The 23628-nt window shown below is 52.2% G+C and carries 18 protein-coding genes; 13 read left to right on the top strand and 5 right to left on the bottom strand.

Features of this window, described 5'->3' with window-relative positions:
- The first annotated feature begins 9 nt into the window (after positions 1-9).
- The 6 genes from msbA (at position 10) to SK38_RS09485 (ending at position 6042) form a co-directional block, all read left to right on the top strand.
- Positions 10-1758, top strand: coding sequence for a lipid A ABC transporter ATP-binding protein/permease MsbA (gene msbA / locus SK38_RS09510; protein WP_048214571.1), 1749 nt, complete (start codon positions 10-12; stop codon positions 1756-1758).
- Positions 1755-2732 carry a tetraacyldisaccharide 4'-kinase gene (lpxK, locus tag SK38_RS09505; protein WP_032942888.1) on the top strand — a complete coding sequence of 326 codons (978 nt, stop codon included), beginning with the start codon at positions 1755-1757 and terminating at the stop codon, positions 2730-2732. Before msbA ends, lpxK begins: the two co-directional genes overlap by 4 nt.
- Positions 2733-2773: 41 nt before the next feature.
- The gene (locus SK38_RS09500; protein WP_048235713.1) at positions 2774-4006 is read left to right on the top strand and encodes a winged helix-turn-helix domain-containing protein; all 1233 of its coding nucleotides are present in this window, start codon (positions 2774-2776) and stop codon (positions 4004-4006) included.
- Positions 4007-4057: 51 nt separating this feature from the next.
- The gene (gene ycaR / locus SK38_RS09495) at positions 4058-4240 is read left to right on the top strand and encodes a protein YcaR (RefSeq protein WP_003035793.1); all 183 of its coding nucleotides are present in this window, start codon (positions 4058-4060) and stop codon (positions 4238-4240) included.
- Complete coding sequence (gene kdsB / locus SK38_RS09490; RefSeq protein WP_016152452.1) at positions 4237-4983, top strand: 3-deoxy-manno-octulosonate cytidylyltransferase; 747 nt, start codon at positions 4237-4239, stop codon at positions 4981-4983. Before ycaR ends, kdsB begins: the two co-directional genes overlap by 4 nt.
- 165 nt (positions 4984-5148) lie before the next feature.
- Positions 5149-6042: a YcbJ family phosphotransferase gene (locus SK38_RS09485; protein ID WP_003831934.1), complete on the top strand. Its 894-nt coding sequence runs from the start codon at positions 5149-5151 to the stop codon at positions 6040-6042.
- A gap of 93 nt (positions 6043-6135) precedes the next feature.
- Here the strand turns inward: SK38_RS09485 and elyC are convergent, their stop codons facing one another.
- Entirely contained in the window at positions 6136-6900 is a 765-nt protein-coding gene (gene elyC / locus SK38_RS09480) for an envelope biogenesis factor ElyC (RefSeq protein WP_048235712.1), read from the bottom strand.
- A 135-nt stretch (positions 6901-7035) separates the two neighbouring features.
- On the opposite strand from elyC, the gene cmoM reads away from it, so the two are divergent.
- The 7 genes from cmoM (at position 7036) to SK38_RS09445 (ending at position 17720) form a co-directional block, all read left to right on the top strand.
- Positions 7036-7839, top strand: coding sequence for a tRNA uridine 5-oxyacetic acid(34) methyltransferase CmoM (gene cmoM, locus SK38_RS09475; RefSeq protein WP_003035803.1), 804 nt, complete (start codon positions 7036-7038; stop codon positions 7837-7839).
- Entirely contained in the window at positions 7832-9154 is a 1323-nt protein-coding gene (gene mukF, locus SK38_RS09470; RefSeq protein WP_003831939.1) for a chromosome partition protein MukF, read from the top strand. The genes cmoM and mukF overlap by 8 nt, the downstream gene beginning before the upstream one ends.
- Positions 9135-9839 carry a chromosome partition protein MukE gene (gene mukE, locus SK38_RS09465; RefSeq protein ID WP_003035809.1) on the top strand — a complete coding sequence of 235 codons (705 nt, stop codon included), beginning with the start codon at positions 9135-9137 and terminating at the stop codon, positions 9837-9839. The genes mukF and mukE overlap by 20 nt, the downstream gene beginning before the upstream one ends.
- Positions 9839-14299 (top strand): chromosome partition protein MukB, encoded by a 4461-nt coding sequence (gene mukB, locus SK38_RS09460; protein WP_048235711.1) that lies wholly within the window; start codon positions 9839-9841, stop codon positions 14297-14299. Before mukE ends, mukB begins: the two co-directional genes overlap by 1 nt.
- Positions 14300-14566: 267 nt before the next feature.
- Entirely contained in the window at positions 14567-16318 is a 1752-nt protein-coding gene (gene ldtD / locus SK38_RS09455) for a L,D-transpeptidase (protein WP_048235709.1), read from the top strand.
- Between the two features lie 177 nt (positions 16319-16495).
- On the top strand, positions 16496-17044 hold the full coding sequence (locus tag SK38_RS09450; RefSeq protein ID WP_003831948.1) for a peptidoglycan L,D-endopeptidase MepK: 549 nt from the start codon (positions 16496-16498) through the stop codon (positions 17042-17044).
- A gap of 28 nt (positions 17045-17072) precedes the next feature.
- Complete coding sequence (locus SK38_RS09445; RefSeq protein WP_003831949.1) at positions 17073-17720, top strand: MBL fold metallo-hydrolase; 648 nt, start codon at positions 17073-17075, stop codon at positions 17718-17720.
- A gap of 53 nt (positions 17721-17773) precedes the next feature.
- On the opposite strand, the gene aspC is transcribed toward SK38_RS09445, so the two are convergent.
- The 4 genes from aspC to pncB form a co-directional block, all read right to left on the bottom strand.
- On the bottom strand, positions 17774-18964 hold the full coding sequence (gene aspC, locus SK38_RS09440) for an aspartate transaminase (RefSeq protein ID WP_048235707.1): 1191 nt from the start codon (positions 18962-18964) through the stop codon (positions 17774-17776).
- Positions 18965-19147: 183 nt separating this feature from the next.
- On the bottom strand, positions 19148-20224 hold the full coding sequence (ompF, locus tag SK38_RS09435; RefSeq protein ID WP_048235705.1) for a porin OmpF: 1077 nt from the start codon (positions 20222-20224) through the stop codon (positions 19148-19150).
- Between the two features lie 599 nt (positions 20225-20823).
- Positions 20824-22224 (bottom strand): asparagine--tRNA ligase, encoded by a 1401-nt coding sequence (asnS, locus tag SK38_RS09430; RefSeq protein ID WP_020996514.1) that lies wholly within the window; start codon positions 22222-22224, stop codon positions 20824-20826.
- A gap of 166 nt (positions 22225-22390) precedes the next feature.
- A complete protein-coding gene (gene pncB, locus SK38_RS09425) occupies positions 22391-23593 on the bottom strand; it encodes a nicotinate phosphoribosyltransferase (protein ID WP_003836860.1) in 1203 nt (400 codons plus the stop codon).
- Positions 23594-23628: the final 35 nt, after the last annotated feature.

The raw sequence follows: 23628 nt of genomic DNA, 5'->3' as shown, positions 1-23628 counted from the left end.
GTTTTTTGAATGCATAACGATAAAGATCTCTCTACGTGGCAGACGTTTCGCCGACTATGGCCAACCATAGCGCCTTTTAAATCGGGTCTGATCGTGGCGGGTATAGCGTTAGTCCTTAACGCGGCCAGCGATACCTTCATGTTATCGCTCCTTAAACCATTACTGGATGATGGTTTTGGTAAAACGGATCGCTCGGTGCTGCTGTGGATGCCGCTGGTGGTCATTGGGCTGATGATAGTTCGTGGCTTAACCAGCTATGTCTCCAGCTACTGTATCTCATGGGTGTCAGGCAAAGTGGTCATGACCATGCGCCGCCGCCTGTTTGGCCATATGATGGGCATGCCCGTCTCCTTTTTTGATAAACAGTCTACAGGGACATTGTTATCGCGTATTACCTATGATTCAGAACAGGTTGCGTCATCGTCTTCCGGCGCGCTGATCACCGTGGTGCGTGAAGGGGCCTCAATTATTGGCCTGTTTATCATGATGTTCTATTACAGCTGGCAGCTGTCACTGATCCTGATTGTACTGGCGCCAATTGTGTCAGTGGCAATCCGTGTGGTTTCCAAGCGCTTTCGTAGCATCAGTAAAAACATGCAAAACACCATGGGTCAGGTTACGACCAGTGCGGAGCAGATGCTGAAAGGCCACAAAGAAGTTCTGATTTTTGGTGGTCAGGAAGTCGAAACCAAGCGCTTTGATAAGGTCAGCAACAAGATGCGTTTGCAGGGTATGAAGATGGTTTCCGCTTCTTCTATCTCCGACCCTATCATCCAGCTGATTGCGTCTTTGGCACTGGCCTTCGTGTTATATGCGGCTAGCTTCCCAAGCGTAATGGAAAACCTGACAGCAGGGACAATTACGGTTGTCTTCTCCTCAATGATCGCATTAATGCGTCCGTTGAAATCGCTGACCAACGTCAACGCGCAGTTCCAGCGCGGTATGGCGGCATGCCAGACCTTATTTACGATTCTGGATAGTGAACAGGAGAAAGATGAAGGTAAACGTGTGATCGAGCGTGCTACCGGCGATCTCGAGTTCCGCAACGTGACTTTCACTTATCCGGGACGTGAAGTACCGGCTCTGCGTAACATCAACCTGAATATTCCCGCGGGTAAAACTGTTGCTCTGGTCGGCCGTTCTGGCTCAGGGAAATCCACCATCGCCAGCCTGATTACGCGCTTCTACGATATTGATGAAGGGCAGATTCTGATGGACGGACACGATCTGCGCGAATATACCCTGGCATCACTGCGCGATCAGGTTGCGTTGGTTTCGCAGAATGTGCACTTGTTTAACGATACGGTTGCCAACAACATCGCCTACGCTCGTACCGATATGTACAGCCGTGAGCAGATCGAAAAAGCGGCACAGATGGCCTACGCCATGGATTTCATCAACAAGATGGATAATGGCCTGGATACGGTGATTGGTGAAAACGGCGTCCTGCTTTCCGGCGGACAACGTCAGCGTATCGCTATCGCCCGTGCCTTGTTGCGTGACAGCCCAATTCTGATCCTTGATGAAGCAACATCGGCTCTTGATACTGAATCTGAACGCGCGATTCAGTCTGCGCTGGATGAGCTACAGAAAAACCGTACTTCTCTGGTCATTGCTCACCGTCTTTCAACCATTGAACAAGCCGACGAAATCATCGTGGTGGAGGATGGTCTGATTGTCGAACGCGGAACCCATAGCGAGCTGATTGAGCAGCGCGGGGTGTATGCGCAATTACACAAAATGCAATTTGGTCAATGATCGCACGTATCTGGTCTGGTGAATCGCCGCTGTGGCGATTGTTACTTCCACTCTCCTGGCTGTATGGCTTGGTGAGTGGTGCGATCCGCTTATGCTACAAGTTGGGGCTTAAACGCGCATGGCGCGCGCCAGTCCCGGTAGTGGTGGTCGGAAACCTTACCGCGGGCGGAAACGGTAAAACGCCGGTGGTGATTTGGTTGGTTGAACAACTGCGACAACGCGGGATTCGCGTGGGTGTGGTGTCGCGTGGTTATGGCGGGAAAGCGACTGCTTACCCGCTGTTGCTAACCGCTGATACTACTACCGCAGAAGCGGGCGATGAACCTGTGCTGATCGCCCAACGTACCGGCGTGCCGGTAGCGGTATCCCCGGTAAGATCGGATGCGGTAAAAGCCATTTTGGCCCAACACGACGTGCAGATTATTGTGACGGACGATGGACTACAGCACTATCGTCTGGCGCGAGATGTTGAAATCGTAGTCATTGACGGCGAACGTCGGTTTGGCAACGGCTGGTGGCTTCCCGCTGGTCCAATGCGGGAACGCGCAGGTCGCCTTAAATCGGTGGATGCGACTATTGTTAACGGTGGCGTTGCGCAACCAGGGGAAATCCCTATGCGACTTGAACCGGGGCTGGCCGTTAATTTACGTACAGGTGAACGCCGTGATGTGGCGCAATTGTCCAATATTGTCGCCATGGCGGGCATTGGTCATCCACCGCGTTTTTTTGCCACGCTGAAAGCATGTGGTGCCAGCGTGCAAAAAAGCATTGCGCTGGCAGACCATCAGTCTCTGACCTACAGTGACGTCAGTGCGTTTGTAGACGCTGGGCAAACGCTGGTCATGACGGAAAAAGATGCGGTTAAGTGCCGGGCATTTGCTGATGAAAACTGGTGGTATTTACCTGTTGATGCACATTTGTCAGGCGATCGGCCTGATGTATTGCTGAATAGCTTAATCTCGCTGACTCGCTAACTGATTCACGCTGCGGCAGCGAATCATTTATGAGGCCATAAATGTCGTTGCCGCGCCTTTCTCTGACGGATGCCCGTCATCTTCACCTTGCTGCTCAAGGCCTGCTGAAAAAAACACGCCGCCGGGCAACCCCGGCAGATATTCTCGCGACCATTTCGCGCATGTCGTTACTGCAAATCGACACCATCAATATTGTGGCGCGCAGTCCTTACCTGGTGCTGTTTAGTCGTTTAGGCGATTATTCCCCCCAATGGCTGGACGACTCGTTACAGCAGGGCGAACTGATGGAATACTGGGCGCACGAGGCCTGTTTTTTGCCGCGCAGCGATTTTATGCTGATACGTCACCGCATGCTGGCCCCGGAGAATATGGGCTGGAAATATAAAGCGGCGTGGATGAAAGAACATGCGCATGATATTGAGCAACTGCTCCAGCACATCCAGCATAACGGGCCGGTACGCTCAGCTGATTTTGAGCATCCACGCAAAGGGACCAGCGGCTGGTGGGAATGGAAACCGCAGAAGCGTCATCTTGAAGGGTTGTTTACCGCCGGGAAAGTGATGGTCGTGGAACGGCGTAATTTCCAGCGAGTGTATGATTTAACCCATCGCGTCATGCCGCACTGGGACGATGAACGCGACCCACTTTCGCAGGAAGATGCGGAAAGTGTCATGCTGGATAACAGCGCCCGCAGTCTGGGGATTTTCCGCGAACAATGGCTGGCAGACTACTACCGCCTGAAGCGCCCGGCGCTAAAAAACTGGTGCAACGAACGGGCGGAACAGCAGCAGATTATTCCTGTCGACGTTGAAGGGCTGGGAACTTTGTGGCTGCATAGCCACCTTCAGCCGCTGCTTGAACAGGCGCTGGCGGGCAAATTAACGGCGACTCACAGTGCAGTATTATCACCTTTTGATCCGGTGGTCTGGGATCGTAAACGGGCAGAGCAGCTATTCGATTTTAGCTATCGGCTGGAGTGTTACACGCCAGCACCGAAACGTCAGTATGGTTATTTTGTCTTGCCGTTGCTGCATCGTGGACAGTTGGTTGGGCGGATGGATGCCAAAATGCACCGCAAAACAGGTGTGCTGGACGTTATTTCGCTGTGGTTACAGGATGGGGTTAAGCCTGGAGTGACGTTGCAAAAAGGATTGTTTCAGGCGATTGACGATTTTGCCCGCTGGCAACAGGCAACACGCGTGACGCTGGGACGTTATCCTGAAGGTTTATTTGCTGATGCACGCCATGGTTGGGAAATAGACCCAGCCCTTTAAGCGATTATGTTAATATTTACGGATTCACAATCCGGTCCATCTGGAGGAACTATGGATCATCGTCTGCTTGAAATCATTGCCTGCCCGGTATGCAATGGCAAACTCTGGTTTAACCAGGAAAAACAGGAACTGATTTGTAAACTGGATAACCTTGCTTTCCCACTGCGTGATGGCATTCCCGTGTTACTGGAAACCGAGGCCCGCGTTCTGACTGCTGATGAGAGTAAATCATGAGTTTTGTGGTCATTATTCCTGCGCGTTATGCGTCCACACGTCTGCCGGGTAAGCCGTTGCTGGATATCAACGGTAAACCGATGATCGTGCATGTACTGGAGCGTGCGCGTGAATCTGGCGCTGAACGTATCATCGTTGCCACCGATCACGAGGATGTCGCTCGCGCGGTAGAAGCGGTGGGTGGCGAAGTGTGCATGACTCGCGCCGATCACCAGTCTGGTACGGAGCGCCTGGCGGAAGTCGTCGAGAAATGTGGTTTTAGCGATGATACCGTTATTGTGAACGTACAGGGTGATGAGCCGATGATTCCTGCGGTCATTATTCGCCAGGTGGCTGAGAATCTGGCGCAACGTCAGGTCGGTATGGCGACTCTTGCGGCTCCGATTCACAGTGCGGAAGAGGCATTTAATCCGAATGCGGTAAAAGTCGTGTTGGACGCTGAAGGATATGCTCTCTATTTTTCACGCGCGACCATCCCATGGGATCGCGATCGTTTCGCCAAAAGTCTGGAAACGGTGGGGGACACCTTCCTGCGCCATCTGGGCATTTACGGCTATCGCGCCGGTTTTATTCGCCGCTATGTTAACTGGCAGCCTAGCCCGCTTGAGCATATCGAAATGCTGGAGCAGCTGCGAGTGCTGTGGTACGGCGAAAAAATTCACGTTGCCGTCGCAAAAGAAGTCCCGGGTACCGGCGTAGACACTGCCGAAGATCTTGAGCGCGTTCGCGCCGAAATGCGTTAGTTTTTCTCACGGCACTCCCCCCATATTGAGGCGTATTTTTGGGAGGAGTGTCGTATCGTTGCGCTTTCCCTCCACTTTTCTTTTCATCAATTGATCTCATCCGGGTGACATCTGTCTGCACGACGCTCATTATGAAAGCAGTAGCATTTATGAGGGCAATCTGAAATGGAACAGTTGCGTGCCGAACTCAGCCACCTGCTGGGCGAAAAACTCAGTCGCATAGAATGCGTGAATGAAAAAGTGGATACGGCCCTGTGGTCACTGTACGACAGCCAGGGAAATCCGATGCCGCTGATGGCGAGAAGTTTCACCACGCCAGGTATGGCGCAGCAGCTGGCATGGAAAACCTCCATGTTGGCGCGCAGTGGTACGGTGCGAATGCCCGTCATTTATGGGGTCTTAACCCACGAGGAGCATCCCGGTCCCGATGTGCTACTGCTTGAGCGTTTACGTGGCGTGCCGGTGGAAGCGCCAGCCCGAACGCCCGAACGCTGGGAGCATTTAAAAGATCAGATCGTAGAAGGTCTGCTGTCATGGCATCGGCAGGATAGCCGTGGCTGCGTGGGAATGGTGGATAACACGCAAGAGAATATCTGGCCATCCTGGTATCGTCAGCGTGTTGAAGTGTTGTGGACCACGTTAAATCAGTTCAACAATACCGGGCTGACGATGCAGGATAAGCGGATCCTGTTTCGTACCCGTGAGTGTTTGCCCGCTTTATTTGAAGGATTCAATGATAACTGCGTGCTGATCCACGGTAATTTTAGTTTACGTAGCATGCTCAAAGACGCCCGTAGCGATCAGCTTCTGGCCATGGTCGGACCGGGTTTGATGCTGTGGGCGCCCAGAGAGTATGAATTGTTCCGTTTAATGGATAATGCGCTGGCGGAAAGTCTGCTTTGGCAATACCTGCAACGCGCGCCCGTGGCGGAGTCCTTCATCTGGCGGCGCTGGCTGTATGTGTTATGGGATGAGGTGGCGCAACTGGTCAACACCGGACGTTTTAATCGATCTAACTTTGACCTGGCCACGAAATCACTGCTGCCGTGGCTCGCCTGATGAACATGTGAACGCCTTATCCGGCCTACAATTCTGCGCTGAACACGTAGGCCTGATAAGACGCGTTAGTGTCGCTATCAGGCAACATTACTGTCAATGTTCCGACCCCTTTAGCCACTGCCAGATACGCCCCAACGTTTCGTAACCAGCACGATCGCTATGCATCAACCAGACGGGAGAGGGGATCGCGCGCTCCCACGGATTAAGCGGTGAATCAATCGCTAACTGGTTGGCTGGCGCGGGCAACGGATGTAGTCCGGCCTGTTGGAAGAAAATCATTGCTCGCGGTAAGTGCGATGCGGAGGTCACCAGCAGGAACGGCGCGCTGCCGATGGCCTGCTTAACCGCTGCGGCTTCTTCTTCGGTGTCTTTAGGTTTATCCAGCGTGATGATATCACCGGGTGGCACACCCAGTGACTGCGCTACGCGGGCGCCCGCTTCTGCAGTACTGACGTTATTGCTCTTTGCCGCAGCACCGGTAAAGATAAGCTTCGATCCCGGGTTAGCACGCCAGAGGCGAATACCTTCATTCAGACGCGGAAGACTGTTGCTGATCAGGTTTGAACTCGGCGCCCACTGTGGATTCCAGGTATACCCTCCGCCCAGCACCACAATGTATTCCACTTTTTGTGTATCCTGCCAGGTTGGATAGCTATCCTCAATCGGTTTCAGCAGACTGTCGGCGACGGGCTGCAAGCTTAGAAGTAACAGTGCCAGCCAACTCAGGCTAATGCACACTTTCCCTATTTTTTGAAAGCGGCTAAACCAGAGCAGCGCCAGGCCTATACCCATGATAATGAGCATTAGCGGAAGTGGCAGCATCATACCGCCAATCACTTTCTTCAGCGTAAAAAGCATCCTTTTTGGTTCCTTTTTTAACCATACAGCAGGGGATCAGCAGGGATATTACACCAGGAAGGTTCATTCTCGGCGTGGGTGTGACAAAATAGCGGTTTTACTTAGTCACCCTAAAGCCAGCATGTGGAGAGCCCGATGCGGGATCGCAATTTTGATGACATTGCAGAGAAGTTTTCCCGTAACATTTACGGCACCACCAAAGGTCAGCTTCGTCAGACGATCCTCTGGCAGGATCTGGACAAACTTCTTGCCGACTACGCGGGCCAAACGTTGCGTGTGCTTGATGCGGGTGGCGGAGAAGGGCAGACAGCCATTCTGATGGCGCAGCGGGGCCATCACGTCACCTTGTGCGATCTTTCTGCTGAGATGGTGGCGCGAGCGCAACGGGCGGCAGAAGAGCAAGGTGTGAGCGACAACATGCATTTTATACATTGTGCCGCTCAGGACATCCCACAGCATTTGGATTCTCAGGTTGATCTGATATTGTTTCATGCTGTGCTGGAATGGGTGGCCGATCCGCAAGCCGTCTTAAAAACATTGTGGTCGATGTTACGCCCGGGCGGTGCTTTATCGCTGATGTTCTACAATGCAAACGGTCTGTTGATGCGTAATGTGTTGGTCGGTAATTTCGGCTATGTACAGCAGGGAATGTATAAAAAGAAACGGCGCACGTTGTCTCCCGATTTTCCGCGCGACCCTCAGCAGGTCTATGGCTGGCTGGAGGAGATTGGCTGGGAGATAACCGGTAAAACGGGCGTGAGGGTGTTTCATGATTATCTGCGTGATAAACAAAAACAGCATGACTGTTTTGATGCTTTAACAGAAATAGAAACACGTTATTGCCGCCAGGAACCGTATATCAGCCTTGGGCGCTATATTCATGTCACCGCGATTAAACGTCCGGCCCGAGCCGCAGATGCAAGGATAACCTATGAGTGAATTTTCCCAGACAGTCCCCGAACTGGTTGCCTGGGCCAGAAAAAATGACTTCTCCATCTCTCTGCCGGTAGACAGACTTTCGTTCCTGCTGGCTGTTGCCACACTAAACGGTGAGCGACTTGACGGTGAGATGAGTGAAGGTGAACTGGTGGATGCGTTCCGCCATGTGAGTGATGCGTTTGAGCAAACCAGCGAAACCATCGGCGTCCGCGCCAACAACGCGATCAACGATATGGTGCGTCAACGTCTGCTGAACCGCTTTACCAGCGAGCAGGCTGAAGGCAACGCCATTTACCGTTTAACGCCGCTCGGGATTGGCATCACAGATTACTATATTCGTCAGCGCGAATTCTCTACGCTACGTCTTTCTATGCAGCTGTCAATTGTGGCAGGCGAACTGAAGCGCGCGGCGGATGCGGCAGCGGAAGGTGGTGATGAGTTCCACTGGCATCGCAACGTCTATGCGCCATTGAAATACTCGGTGGCGGAGATTTTCGACAGTATCGATCTGACCCAGCGCATCATGGATGAACAGCAGCAGCAGGTAAAAGACGACATCGCACAGTTGCTAAACAAAGACTGGCGGGCGGCGATTTCCAGCTGTGAAATGCTGCTGTCTGAAACATCTGGTACGCTGCGTGAGCTGCAAGATACGCTGGAAGCGGCAGGGGATAAGCTGCAGGCTAACCTGTTACGCATCCAGGACGCCACGATGACGCATGACGATTTGCATTTTGTCGATCGGCTGGTGTTTGATTTACAAAGCAAGCTCGACCGCATTATTAGCTGGGGCCAGCAGTCAATTGACTTGTGGATCGGCTACGATCGTCACGTGCATAAATTTATCCGTACCGCGATCGACATGGATAAAAACCGCGTCTTCGCCCAGCGTCTGCGTCAGTCCGTGCAGACCTACTTTGACGACCCATGGGCGCTGACCTATGCCAACGCCGATCGTCTGCTGGATATGCGTGACGAGGAGATGGTGCTGCGTGACGAAGAGGTCACCGGTGAACTTCCGGAAGACCTGGAATATGAAGAATTTAACGAGATCCGTGAGCAGCTGGCGGCGATCATCGAAGAACAGCTGGCTATCTACAAATCCAGACAAACACCACTGGATCTCGGCTTGGTAGTGCGCGAGTATCTGGCGCAATACCCACGTGCGCGTCATTTCGACGTCGCGCGTATTGTTATCGATCAGGCGGTACGCCTTGGCGTAGCGCAAGCAGACTTCACCGGACTGCCAGCCAAATGGCAGCCGATTAATGATTACGGAGCCAAGGTACAGGCGCATGTCATTGACAAATATTGAACAAGTGATGCCGGTAAAGCTGGCGCAGGCGCTGGCGAATCCGTTATTTCCGGCACTGGATAGTGCCTTACGTTCGGGCCGCCATATCGGTCTGGATGAACTGGATAATCATGCCTTCCTGATGGATTTTCAGGAATATTTTGAAGAGTTTTACAGCCGCTATAACGTGGAACTGATCCGTGCGCCGGAAGGGTTCTTCTACCTTCGTCCGCGTTCAACGACGCTCATTCCGCGTTCGGTCCTGTCTGAACTGGACATGATGGTGGGTAAAATTCTTTGCTATCTCTATCTCAGCCCGGAACGCCTGGCGAACGAAGGGATTTTTACCCAGCAAGAGCTGTACGACGAGCTGCTAACGCTGGCAGATGAAGCGAAGTTACTGAAGCTGGTGAACAACCGTTCAACCGGTTCTGACGTTGACCGCCAGAAGCTACAGGAAAAAGTGCGTTCTTCGCTCAACCGCTTGCGCCGCTTAGGCATGGTGTGGTTTCTGGGCCACGACAGCAGCAAATTCCGTATTACGGAATCTGTCTTCCGCTTTGGCGCGGATGTGCGTAGCGGTGACGATCCGCGTGAAGCACAGCGTCGCTTAATTCGTGATGGTGAAGCGATGGCGGTCGAGAACCGTCTGCAGCTCAACGATGAGCCCGAAGAGAATCAGCCGGACAGTGGAGAAGAAGAATAATGATTGAACGTGGTAAATTTCGCTCACTTACGCTGATTAACTGGAATGGTTTTTTTGCCCGTACGTTTGATCTCGATGAGCTGGTCACCACGCTGTCCGGTGGTAACGGTGCGGGTAAATCCACCACCATGGCGGCATTTGTTACGGCGCTCATTCCGGACTTAACCCTGCTGCATTTCCGTAACACCACCGAAGCCGGTGCAACCAGCGGTTCACGTGATAAAGGCCTGCACGGTAAGCTGAAAGCAGGGGTTTGTTATTCAATGCTCGACGTCCTTAATTCGCGTCATCAGCGCGTGGTCGTGGGGGTGCGTCTGCAACAGGTTGCTGGTCGCGATCGCAAAGTGGATATCAAACCGTTTGCCATTCAGGGGCTGCCGATGTCGGTACAGCCAACCCAACTGGTGACGGAAACGCTGAACGAACGCCAGGCGCGCGTACTGTCTCTACCTGAGCTGAAAGAGAAGCTTGATGAGATGGAAGGCGTGCAGTTTAAGCAGTTCAACTCAATAACCGATTATCACTCATTGATGTTCGATCTGGGCATCATTGCCCGTCGTCTGCGCTCTGCGTCCGATCGTAGTAAATTCTACCGTCTGATTGAAGCCTCGCTGTACGGCGGGATCTCCAGCGCCATTACCCGTTCACTGCGTGACTACCTGCTGCCGGAAAACAGCGGCGTACGTAAAGCGTTTCAGGATATGGAAGCCGCGCTGCGTGAAAACCGTATGACGCTGGAAGCGATTCGCGTAACCCAGTCTGACCGCGACCTGTTTAAGCATTTAATCAGTGAAGCGACCAACTATGTGGCCGCAGATTATATGCGCCACGCCAATGAACGTCGTATCCATCTGGATAAAGCACTGGAATATCGTCGTGAACTGTATACCTCGCGCAAGCAGCTGGCGGCAGAGCAGTACAAACACGTGGATATGGCGCGTGAACTGGGTGAGCACAACGGTGCGGAAGGTGATCTGGAAGCTGATTACCAGGCCGCGAGCGATCACCTGAATCTGGTGCAAACCGCGCTGCGTCAGCAGGAAAAAATTGAACGCTACGAGGCGGATCTCGAAGAATTGCAGGTCCGTCTTGAAGAACAAAACGAGGTGGTCGCGGAAGCCGTTGACCGCCAGGATGAAAACGAAGCCCGCGCAGAAGCCGCTGAGCTGGAAGTGGATGAGCTGAAAAGCCAGCTTGCCGATTACCAGCAAGCGCTGGACGTCCAGCAAACGCGAGCCATCCAGTATACCCAGGCGATCCAGGCCCTAAACCGGGCGAAAGAGCTCTGCCACTTACCGGACCTGACAGCCGACAGCGCCGCCGAATGGCTGGAGACTTTCCAGGCCAAAGAGCAGGAAGCCACTGAAAAGCTGCTGACGCTAGAACAAAAAATGAGCGTGGCGCAAACCGCGCATAGCCAGTTCGAACAAGCTTATCAGCTGGTGGCGGCTATCAACGGCCCGCTGGCACGCGGTGAAGCCTGGAGCGTGGCGCGTGAACTGCTGCGCGAAGGCGTGGAACAGCGCCACCTGGCAGAACAGGTTCAGCCGTTGCGCATGCGACTGAGCGAACTGGAGCAGCGTCTGCGCGAACAGCAGGATGCCGAGCGTCTGCTGGCCGAATTCTGCAAGCGTCAGGGTAAACAGTTCGATATTGATGAGCTGGAAGCGCTGCACCAGGAGCTGGAAGCACGCATCGCCGCCTTGTCGGACAGCGTCTCGTCTGCCAGCGAACAGCGTATGACGCTGCGTCAGGAGCAGGAACAGCTGCAATCCCGTATTCAGTATTTGATGAAGCGGGCACCTGTCTGGCTGGCTGCGCAAAATAGCCTGAATCAGCTTAGCGAGCAGTGTGGCGAAGAGTTTACCTCCAGCCAGGACGTGACCGAGTATCTGCAACAATTGCTGGAGCGCGAGCGTGAGGCCATTGTTGAGCGTGATGAAGTCGGCGCGCGCAAAAATGCGGTTGATGAAGAGATTGAACGTTTAAGTCAGCCGGGCGGGGCGGAAGATCAGCGTCTGAACGCGCTGGCAGAACGCTTTGGCGGCGTACTGCTGTCAGAAATTTATGATGACGTTAGCCTTGAAGATGCACCGTACTTCTCTGCGCTATACGGTCCTTCGCGTCATGCCATTGTGGTACCGGATCTGTCGCTGATTACCGAACAGCTTGAAGGGCTGACGGATTGCCCGGAAGATCTCTATTTCATCGAAGGGGATCCGCAGTCGTTTGATGACAGCGTCTTCAGCGTTGATGAACTGGAAAATGCGGTGGTGGTGAAAACTGCCGAGCGTCAGTGGCGTTATTCTCGCTTCCCGACGGTGCCTATTTTTGGGCGTGCAGCACGTGAAAGCCGTATCGAAACCCTGCATGCCGAGCGTGAAGGGCTGTCTGAACGTTTCGCCACGCTCTCCTTTGACGTCCAGAAAACCCAGCGTCTGCATCAGGCGTTCAGTCGCTTTATCGGCAGCCATCTGTCGGTGGCGTTTGAAGCCGATCCAGAAGCGGAAATTCGCCAACTGAATAGCCGTCGCGTTGAACTGGAACGTGCGCTGACCAATCATGAAAATGATAACCAGCAAAGCCGTATGCAGTTTGAACAGGCGAAAGAGGGCGTCTCTGCGCTGAACCGCCTGCTGCCGCGCTTGAATCTGCTGGCAGATGATACGCTAGCCGATCGCGTAGACGAAATTCGCGAGCGTCTGGATGAAGCTCAGGAAGCCGCGCGTTTTGTACAGCAACATGGCAATCAGTTGGCGAAACTGGAACCTATCGTTTCGGTTCTGCAAAATGACCCTGAGCAGTTTGAACAACTGAAGGAAGACTATGCGTATTCCCAGCAGATGCAGCGCGATGCGCGTCAGCAGGCTTTTGCGCTGACCGAAGTCGTACAGCGTCGGGCGCACTTTAGTTATTCCGACTCAGCCGAAATGCTGAGCGGCAATAGCGATCTGAACGAAAAATTGCGTGAACGCCTGGAACAGGCGGAAGCCGAACGTACCCGCGCTCGCGAAGCGCTGCGCAGCCACGCCGCACAGTTAAGCCAGTACAACCAGGTGATGGCATCGCTGAAAAGCTCTTATGACACCAAAAAAGAGCTGCTTAACGATTTACAACGTGAACTGCAGGATATCGGCGTTCGTGCGGACAGCGGTGCCGAAGAGCGCGCGCGTATCCGTCGTGACGAACTGCATGCGCAGCTCAGCAACAACCGTGCACGCCGCAACCAACTTGAGAAAGCACTGACCTTCTGCGAAGCGGAGATGGAAAACCTGACCCGCAGACTGCGCAAGCTGGAACGTGATTATCATGAAATGCGCGAGCAGGTAGTCACCGCCAAAGCCGGCTGGTGTGCAGTCATGCGGATGGTGAAAGATAACGGTGTGGAACGGCGTCTGCACCGCCGCGAGTTGGCCTATCTTTCCGGTGACGAGCTGCGTTCGATGTCGGATAAGGCGCTCGGTGCGCTACGTCTGGCGGTTGCGGATAACGAGCACCTGCGCGATGTGTTGCGTCTGTCTGAAGATCCAAAACGTCCAGAGCGTAAAATTCAGTTCTTCGTCGCGGTTTACCAGCATCTGCGTGAACGTATTCGCCAGGATATTATTCGTACCGATGATCCGGTTGAAGCCATTGAACAGATGGAGATTGAGCTGAGCCGTCTGACGGAAGAGTTAACCTCACGCGAACAGAAGCTGGCGATCAGCTCACGCAGCGTGGCGAACATTATTCGTAAGACCATTCAGCGTGAACAGAACCGTATTCGCATGCTGAACCAGGGGCTGCAAAGCGTGTCGTTTGGCCAGGTCAACAGCGTTCGCCTGAACGTCAATGTGCGTGAAACACATGCTACCTTGCTGGACGTACTTTCAGAGCAGCATGAACAGCATCAGGATCTGTTTAACAGCAATCGCCTGACCTTCTCCGAAGCGCTGGCGAAGCTGTATCAGCGTCTGAATCCGCAGATAGACATGGGGCAACGTACGCCACAAACCATTGGTGAAGAGCTGCTGGATTACCGTAACTATCTGGAAATGGAAGTTGAGGTTAACCGTGGCTCTGACGGCTGGCTGCGTGCTGAGTCTGGTGCGTTGTCAACGGGTGAAGCGATCGGGACCGGGATGTCTATTCTGGTGATGGTGGTGCAAAGCTGGGAAGATGAAGGCCGCAGATTGCGCGGGAAAGATATCTCTCCTTGCCGCCTGCTGTTCCTTGATGAAGCTGCACGACTCGATGCGCGTTCTATTGCGACCTTGTTTGAGCTGTGTGAGCGTTTGCAGATGCAGCTGATTATCGCTGCGCCGGAAAACATCAGCCCAGAGAAAGGCACCACCTACAAACTGGTGCGTAAAGTCTTCCAGAACACCGAACACGTTCACGTGGTGGGGCTGCGCGGATTTGCGCCTCAGTTACCGGAACCACTGCCGGGGACTGAAGATGCCTCCTCGCAGGCAAGCTAAGTAATAAGTAAAAAGGCGGCTACATGGCCGCCTTATCTTTTTCCGAAAAGACTTCATGCCTGGTGTAATTTCTTTAGACTTCTTTACATTAGGTTAGGCAAAAAGTTTTTGATGTTTATATACTAAAGGTGAGCCTAACGCGTCACAGGCTTGCTCGTCATACTTCAGTTTGTATTGGCGTTTTACAGGTCCGACCCTCGTCAGAATAAAGAGGAATACAGACGGCCTGGCTATTCAGAGTATGATAAAGAAAACAGGGGGCAAGGGATGTTGCTTAATAAAATGTGTGGTCGTCGGCTGTCGGCAATCAGTTTGTGCCTGGCCGTAACATTCGCTCCACTGTTCAATGCTCAGGCCGATGAGCCTGAAATGATCCCTGGCGATAGCTCTGCGACCGTCAGTGAACAGCCAACAGCGTTATCGCAGCCGCAGGTTCAATCTTCTGCGACGGCTATCATGGCGGGTATTCAACCGCTGCCAGAAGGCGTGTCTGTCGATAAAGCCCGCGCCGAAATACACTCTCAGCTGCCAGCAGGTTATACGCCGGTTTACATGAGCCAGCTGGAACTGCTGTATGCCGCACGCGAAATGAAGCCGATGTGGGAAAATCGTGATGCGGTAAAGGCATTTCAGCAACAGTTAGCCGAGGTCGCAATTGCCGGCTTTCAGCCGCAGTTCACTACCTGGGTTGCACTTCTGACTGACCCGGCAGTAACCGGTCAGGCGAGAGACATCGTGCTCTCTGATGCGATGATGGGGTATCTGCACTTTATCGCTAACATCCCTGTCAAAGGTAATCGCTGGCTTTACAGCGATAAGCCCTATGCGCTAACGACGCCGCCGATTTCCGTCATCAACCAGTGGCAGGTCGCACTGGATAACGGTCAACTGACTTCATTTGTGGCCAGCCTTGCGCCTCAACATCCGCAGTATGCAGCCATGCATGAATCACTGCTCAAGCTGGTGGGCGATACACGTCCCTGGCCACAGCTCACCAGTACAACAACGCTGCGTCCGGGGGAGTGGAGTAATGACATCCCCGCGCTACGTGAAATTTTGCGCCGAACCGGGATGCTGGAGCCTGCCGTCAGTACGTCTGGCAAAGAAGGGCGTGGCACCTACGATCGTGAATTGGTTGATGCGGTAAAGCGTTTTCAGACGTGGCAGGGACTTGGCGCAGATGGCGCGATTGGCCCAGCCACACGTGACTGGCTGAACGTGACGCCTGCTCAGCGTGCGGGCGTGCTGGCGTTAAATATTCAGCGCTTACGCCTGCTGCCGAGTGAGCTGTCTACCGGTATCATGGTGAACATTCCTGCCTATTCGCTGGTTTATTATCAGAATGGCAATCAGGTGCTGGCCTCGCGCGTTATTGTCGGGCGTCCCGATCGTAAAACGCCGATGATGAGCAGTGCGCTGAATAACGTGGTCGTTAACCCACCGTGGAACGTGCCGCCAACGCTGGCCCGAAAAGATATCCTGCCTAAGGTCTGGAATGATCCGGGGTATCTTGAGCGTCACGGTTATACCGTGATGCGCGGCTGGAACAGTAAAGAGACGATAGATCCGTGGCAGGTTGACTGGGCGACCATCACTGCGTCCAATCTGCCGTTCCGCTTTCAGCAGGCTCCGGGTGCACGTAACTCGCTCGGACGCTATAAATTCAATATGCCGAGTTCGGACGCTATTTATCTGCACGATACGCCGAACCACAATCTGTTCCAGAAAGATACGCGGGCGTTAAGCTCCGGATGCGTGCGTGTGAACAAGGCATCTGAGCTGGCGAATATGCTGCTACAGGACGCGGGTTGGAATGATTCACGCATCTCGGATGCCCTGAAGCAAGGGGATACGCGGTATGTGAATATTCGCCAGAATATTCCGGTCAACCTCTACTATCTGACCGCATTTGTCGGCCCTGATGGGCGCACGCAGTATCGTACAGATATTTACAATTACGATCTGACAGCGCGATCCAGCGCACAAATTGTGTCAAAAGCCGAGCAATTAATCAGATAAATGAAGCAGTTCGAGGAAAATGATTGTCGTAAGTTATGCTGGAAACGGGGCAAAATGGCTGTGAGCCCCGTATTTCCTGGGGTTGGGAGCCTTGACGTGGACTACTTAGCCAGATAAGGTTTCCCGCGTGCGCTAGAGCATACATACGATAACATTGACCTTGTAGACCTTAATACCATGGACAAATTTGACGCTAATCGCCGCAAACTGCTGGCGCTTGGTGGCATTGCCCTCGGCGCTGCCATCTTGCCTACGCCTGCGTTTGCAACACTCTCTACCCCACGTCCGCGTATATTGACTCTGAATAACCTGCATACCGGTGAGTCAATAAAAGCAGAGTTTTTTGATGGCAGGGGCTATATTCAGGACGAATTAGCAAAACTTAACCACTTTTTCCGTGATTTTCGGGCCAATAAAGTGAAATCCATTGACCCGGGACTGTTTGATCAACTCTTCCGTCTGCAGGGCCTGCTGGGCACGCGTAAACCCGTACAGCTGATCTCAGGCTATCGCTCTATCGATACCAATAATGAACTCCGTGCACGTAGCCGTGGTGTGGCCAAGAAAAGCTACCACACTAAAGGTCAGGCCATGGATTTCCATATTGAAGGCATCGCATTAAGTAATATTCGCAAAGCTGCGTTATCTATGCGCGCAGGTGGTGTAGGATACTACCCCAGCAGTAACTTTGTGCATATTGACACCGGCCCTGCACGGCACTGGTGATCCATAAGCTTAATGAAACAGGAGCTGTATGAACTATCGTATTATTCCGGTCACTGCATTCGCCCAGAACTGCTCGCTAATCTGGTGTGAGCAGACTCGTCTGGCCGCGCTGGTCGATCCCGGCGGCGATGCCGAGAAAATCAAACAGGAAGTGGATGCCAGCGGTCTGACGCTAATGCAGATCCTGCTTACTCACGGTCATCTTGACCATGTTGGGGCGGCGGCTGAACTGGCACAGCATTATGGTGTACCGGTTATTGGCCCGGAAAAAGAAGATGAGTTCTGGTTACAGGGACTCCCTGCTCAGAGCCGCATGTTTGGCCTGGGAGATTGTGAGCCGCTGACGCCCGATCGCTGGTTGAATGAAGGTGACCGGATAAGCGTTGGCAACGTGACGTTACAGGTTCTGCATTGTCCGGGTCATACACCGGGACATGTAGTCTTCTTTGATGAGCAATCAAAGTTACTGATTTCTGGTGACGTGATTTTCAAAGGTGGCGTAGGGCGCAGCGATTTCCCGCGCGGTGATCACAGCCAACTGATCGATTCGATTAAACGTAAACTGTTGCCGCTGGGCGATGACGTAACGTTTATTCCGGGTCACGGCCCACTTTCTACGCTGGGTAACGAACGGCTACATAACCCGTTCCTGCAAGATGAAATGCCTGTCTGGTAATTCGTTTAATAAATAAAAAGGCCGCATTTGCGGCCTTTTTTGTGCGCGATAGATTACAGTACTGCGACAATCGCTTCGCACAGCGGCGCCATGTTGTCTGGCGTCATTCCTGCCACGTTTACGCGTCCGGAAGCGACAGCGTAGACACCAAACTCTTCACGCAGACGCAGAACCTGCTCTTTGGTCAGGCCGCTAAACGAGAACATGCCGTTCTGTTTGATGATAAAGCTGAAGTCGCGGTTTGCACCTTTCTCTTGCAACGTATTCACAAACAGTAAACGCATGCGCTGAATGCGCTGGCGCATATCAGTCAGTTCCTGTTCCCAGATGGCACGCAGCGCATCGTTGCTCAGAATCGTGGCCACTACGGATGCACCGTGTGCTGGTGGGTTGGAATAGTTAGCGCGAATGGCTGATTTCATCTGGCTGAACGCACGGTCAACGGTTTCAGTATCGGCAGCAACCAGCGTACAGGCGCCTACACGCTCATTGTACAGTCCAAAGTTCTTGGAGTAGGAGCTGGCAACGATCAGCTCTTTGTGCAGAGCCGCAAATGCGCGCAGACCTTCTGCATCTTCTTCCAGACCACGGGCAAAGCCCTGGTATGCGAAGTCAAACAGCGGTAACCAACCTTTTTCGACAGACATCTGAGCCAGCGTTTGCCACTGTTCCAGCGTAGGATCGATGCCGGTAGGGTTATGGCAGCAGCCGTGGAATAGCACTACGTCGCCAGCCTGCGCTTCGCTGAGGCTTGCCAGCAGCGCATCAAAATCTAACGAGTGGTTTGCTGCATCGTAATAGTTGTATTCACAAACTTCCAGGCCTGCAGAGTTAAAGACGCTCTTATGGTTCGGCCAGCTTGGATTGCTCACCCATACGCGTTTAGCCGACGTATTTTTTGCCAGGAAATCAGCTGCCACACGCAGTGCACCAGTGCCGCCAGGGGTCTGTGCGGTACGTGCACGCTTATCGTTGATCAGCGAACTTTCTTTACCAAACAGTAATTCCTGAGTGCAGCGACCAAACTCTGGAATACCGTCAATGCCAAGGTAATTTTTGGTGGTTTCATTTTCCAGTATATATTGCTCGGCTTTTTTAACGCTGGTCAGCACCGGCGTTTTGCCTGTCTCATCTTTATATACACCGATCCCGAGGTTTATTTTTCCAGGGCGGTCATCGGCACGAAACAAATCAGCCAGACCCAAAATGGGGTCGGCAGGAGCGGCGGTAATGTTCTCAAACATGACGAGGTTCCATAGTGATTACAGAAGGGAAGTCCGCTATCAGGTTAACGGTAGATTTACAAAATGCCAACCGTTACTGACGAAAAGCTGAGGTGTTTTTTTAAGACGCAAGAATTCGCTAGCAGATATAAAAAAACAGGACCGAAGTCCTGTTTTATAGGCATTTAACAAAGAGGTCTGCTATTAGAACTGGTAAACGATACCGACTGCTACGGTGTCGTCAGAGTTCACGCCCAGTTTGTTATCAGAGTCGATCTGGTTGATCTGGTAGTCAACATAGGTGGACATGTTTTTGTTGAAGTAGTAGGTAGCGCCTACTTCAATGTAGTCAACCAGATCTTCGTTACCCACGCCTTCTACGTCTTTCGCTTTAGATTTGTTGTAGGAGAGGGATGGACGCAGACCGAAATCGAACTGGTACTGAGCGACAACAAAGAAATCTTCAGTTTTGTTGGCGAAGCCACTGTTTCCGGCACCTGAGATGCGAGTTGCGTTACGGGTTTCACCGTAGTTCGCTGCCAGGTAGATGTTGTTAGCATCGTATTTAACGCCAGTTGCCCACTGCTCAGCTTTTTTGCCGCCGTTAGCGTAGAATGAGTTTTCCTGCGCGTTGGTACGGTCAGCTGCACCGTAAGCACCAACGATACCGAAGCCATCCATTTCGTAGCTTACAGAACCGCCAACGCCGTCACCGTTAGAACGACCGGTATTGCCATCACGCTCGTTTTTACCCAGATACTGGATACCGAAGTTCAGGCCGTCAACCAGACCGAAGAAATTAGAGTTACGGTAGGTTGCAACACCACCCACACGGCCAACGAAGAAGTTGTCGCTGTATGCGGTATCACCACCAAATTCTGGCAGCATATCGGTGTAACCCAGTGCATCGTAAACGATACCGTAGTTACGACCGTAGTCGAAAGAGCCCAGATCGGCATATTTCAGACCAGCAAATGCCAGACGGGTTTTGTTGCCGTTCTGAGCGTCGCTGCCGCCTTCAGAGTTATTACCGGCAAAGTTGTATTCCCACTGACCGTAACCGGACAGATCGGAATTAATCTGAGTTTCCCCTTTGAAACCAAGACGGGCATAAGTCTGATCGCCATCGTTGCCAGCGTTATCAGAAAAATAGTGCAGACCTACGGTTTTACCGTATACATCCAGCTTGTTGCCATCTTTGTTATAAACTTCTGCAGCGTTAGCTGCCCCGGCTACCAGCAGAGCAGGGATAACCACTGCCAGAATATTGCGCTTCATCATTATTTATTACCCTCATCGGTTTTTATATGACACCTGCCACTGCCGCCAATAAATTCCGTCAATCAAAATTTACGGAACTATTGATGAGAGTTTGGTGTCTTTATGTGTCTGACAGGCATCTTTCCATTCAAACTACCGTTTCGCTACCGTCAAAGTGCTACAAATATAAAGATTTGGTTTCAAAAAGAAAAAATGTGTAACAAATTGTTATTTTTGTGCAACTTTGTGAACAGCGTCAAACTTCGGATGCCCCTGCGCTTAAAATTCTCGTTTTTATTTCTATTTATATGATTTTCTTATGTTTAATTTTGATAAGGTCATTTTTTCTCCGTTATGCCGGAAAGTTCGGATTTTACAGGTAACGATTTTTGGACGTCTGGAGTGCCGTGCGAGAGGCTAAAAAATGTACTATTTAATCAGAAAATGCTAATCCACAATAAAATTGCTGATTATTTTTTGTGCAAATGTATTGCGATGAAATATTACGTAACAGGTGGAGGGGATTGAAAGGTTGTGTTTAACGTGAGATGGGTATCCAGATAACACGAAAAGGGTATAAAAAAGGCCAGCAATGCTGGCCTTTGAAACAATAACGCACGTTAGAAGGTGGCGTTACGTGGAGTACGCGGGAACGGAATAACATCACGGACGTTCTGTACGCCGGTGACGTAAGCGATCAGACGCTCGAAGCCCAATCCGAAGCCGGAATGCGGAACGGTACCGTAGCGACGCAGGTCGCGATACCACCAGTAATCCTCTTTGTTCAGACCCATTTCCAGCATACGGGCATCCAGCACGTCCAGGCGCTCTTCACGCTGAGAACCACCGATGATTTCACCGATTCCCGGGGCCAGTACGTCCATTGCAGCAACGGTTTTACCGTCTTCGTTAAGGCGCATATAAAACGCTTTGATATCTTTCGGGTAGTTTTTCACTACCACCGGCGCTTTAAAGTGCTCTTCAGCAAGGTAACGTTCATGCTCAGAAGACAGATCCACACCCCAGTAAACAGGGTTTTCGAACTGTTTACCGCATTTTTCCAGAATGCTTACCGCGTCGGTGTAATCCACCTGCGCGAAGTCAGCGTCAATGAAACGTTCCAGGCGTGAAATCGCGTCCTTGTCGACACGTTCAGCGAAGAATTTCATATCATCCGCACGCTCTGCCAGTACGGCTTTAAACGCGTACTTCAGCATCGCTTCAGCCAGGCCTGCAACATCATTCAGGTCAGCAAAAGCCACTTCTGGTTCCAGCATCCAGAACTCTGCCAGGTGACGACTGGTGTTAGAGTTTTCTGCACGGAATGTCGGGCCAAAAGTATAAATTTTAGACAGGGCGCAGGCGTAGGTTTCACCGTTCAGCTGACCGGAAACGGTCAGGAAGGCTTCTTTACCAAAGAAGTCTTTGTCGAAATCGACTTTGCCCTGATCGTTACGCGGCAGGTTTTCCAGATCCAGCGTAGAAACACGGAACATTTCACCGGCACCTTCCGTATCGGAAGCGGTGATCAACGGAGTCGATACCCAAAAGAAACCCTGCTCGTGGAAGAAACGATGCAGAGCTTGCGCCAGCGTATGACGTACACGCGCTACCGCACCAATCATGTTGGTACGCGGACGCATGTGCGCCACTTCACGCAGATACTCAATGCTGTGACGCTTGGCTGCCATTGGGTAAGTGTCAGGATCTTCAACCCAGCCCGTTACTTCAACCTCAGTGGCCTGAATTTCAAAGCTCTGTCCTTGTCCAGGAGATGCAACGACTTTACCCGTTACGATAACTGAACAACCCGTCGTCAGGCGCAGTACGTCCTGATTGTAATTGGGCAGAGAATTATTGATGACGGCCTGTACAGGATCAAAGCAGGAACCGTCATAAACGGCGAGGAAGGAGATGCCAGCTTTTGAATCTCGGCGGGTACGCACCCATCCGCGCACGGTGACTTCGCTGTCAACGGCTACGCGGCCCTGGAGTACGTCGGCTACAGGCACAACGCTCATAATATTCTCTCTGTTAATAGTCGGATATATAAACACATGTCCACCCGTAATGGGGGGATACCTATGTTACCTGGCATCTGCAATCAGACAAGCAGAATTCGTAGCTGGAGTGAAAGATTTCGGAAATAAACGCGAAAAAGGGAGCCAAAATGGCTCCCTGGAAGGCTTAACTGGCTTTTTTGATATGCGGAAGATCGAAGGCTTTGCGCAATGCACGAACAAATGCTTTATCGTGGCAGATGGTTTTACCCGGGCTGTCAGATAACTTCGCCACCGGTTTGCCGTTACATTCCACCAGCTTGATCACAATATTGAGTGGCTTAACCTGCGGAATGTCGCATGTTAGCCGTGTCCCAATACCAAAACTCAACTGTACACGGGAAGAGAAGTGGCGGTAGAGTTCAATCGCTTTTTTCAGATCGAGATTATCTGAGAAGACCAGCGTTTTGCTTAGCGGATCAATACCCAGTTTTTCATAATGGGCGATGGCTTTTTCACCCCATTCCACCGGATCGCCTGAGTCATGGCGTAACCCTTGGTAGCGGGTAGCGAACTCAACGCCAAAGTCGCGTAAAAATGCGTCCATGGTGATGCAATCGGTCAATGCAATGCCGAGTTGATCAGGGTATTCATTTAACCAGGCTGCCAGGGCTACGCGCTGGCTGGTGGCAAGTTCTGGACTGATTTGCTGATGAGCCTGGAACCACTCATGCGCCTGCGTACCCATTGGGGTTAATGACAGGCGGCGGGCCAGATCGTAGTTACTGGTGCCGACAAACCAGGGCTCTTGCTGCAGGCGTTTAACGATAGCCTGCTGTACTTCGCGCGAAAAACGACGACGCGTACCGAAATCCATCAAATGGAAGCGGGACATATCGACATCTTTCGTTAAAGCAGAGAATTCTACTAGTTTGCTTTCCAGCTCATCGAGTGCCTGCGGGACGCCTGATTCAGGTGAACGGTAACGATGTACCAGTTCGCTAATCACCGCTAACAGCGGGACTTCCCACATGATCACTTCACGCCACGGACCGGTTAAGCGGATGTTTAGCTTGCCGTTATCATTGGTGACGCAAACCTGTTCCGGGTTATAGCGGAAATCACGTAACCAGGTGAGGTAATCAGCTTTAAAGAAAGGCAGGCCGGAGAGCCACTGGTACTCATCCTCCTGCAGTCGCAGGTGCTGCATAGCATTCACCTGCTCACGAATAGAATCGGCATAAATACCGAGCAGGTCATCGCCACGGCAACGAAATTCAGCCGCTACTTGTACATCATAGTAGTGGTGAAAAACGGCTTGCTGCATATGCAACTTATAAGCGTCTGTATCCAGCAGCGAGTGCAGAACAGGAGAAGCGAATTGTGTCATAGGTGCGCAGTAGCATCCTCTCACGGGAGCGTTTA

Origin of the sequence: Citrobacter sp. MGH110 (assembly GCF_001037515.1) — a bacterium.
In the GTDB taxonomy this organism is placed as follows: domain Bacteria; phylum Pseudomonadota; class Gammaproteobacteria; order Enterobacterales; family Enterobacteriaceae; genus Citrobacter; species Citrobacter portucalensis.
This window is presented reverse-complemented; position numbering and strand designations above follow the sequence as displayed.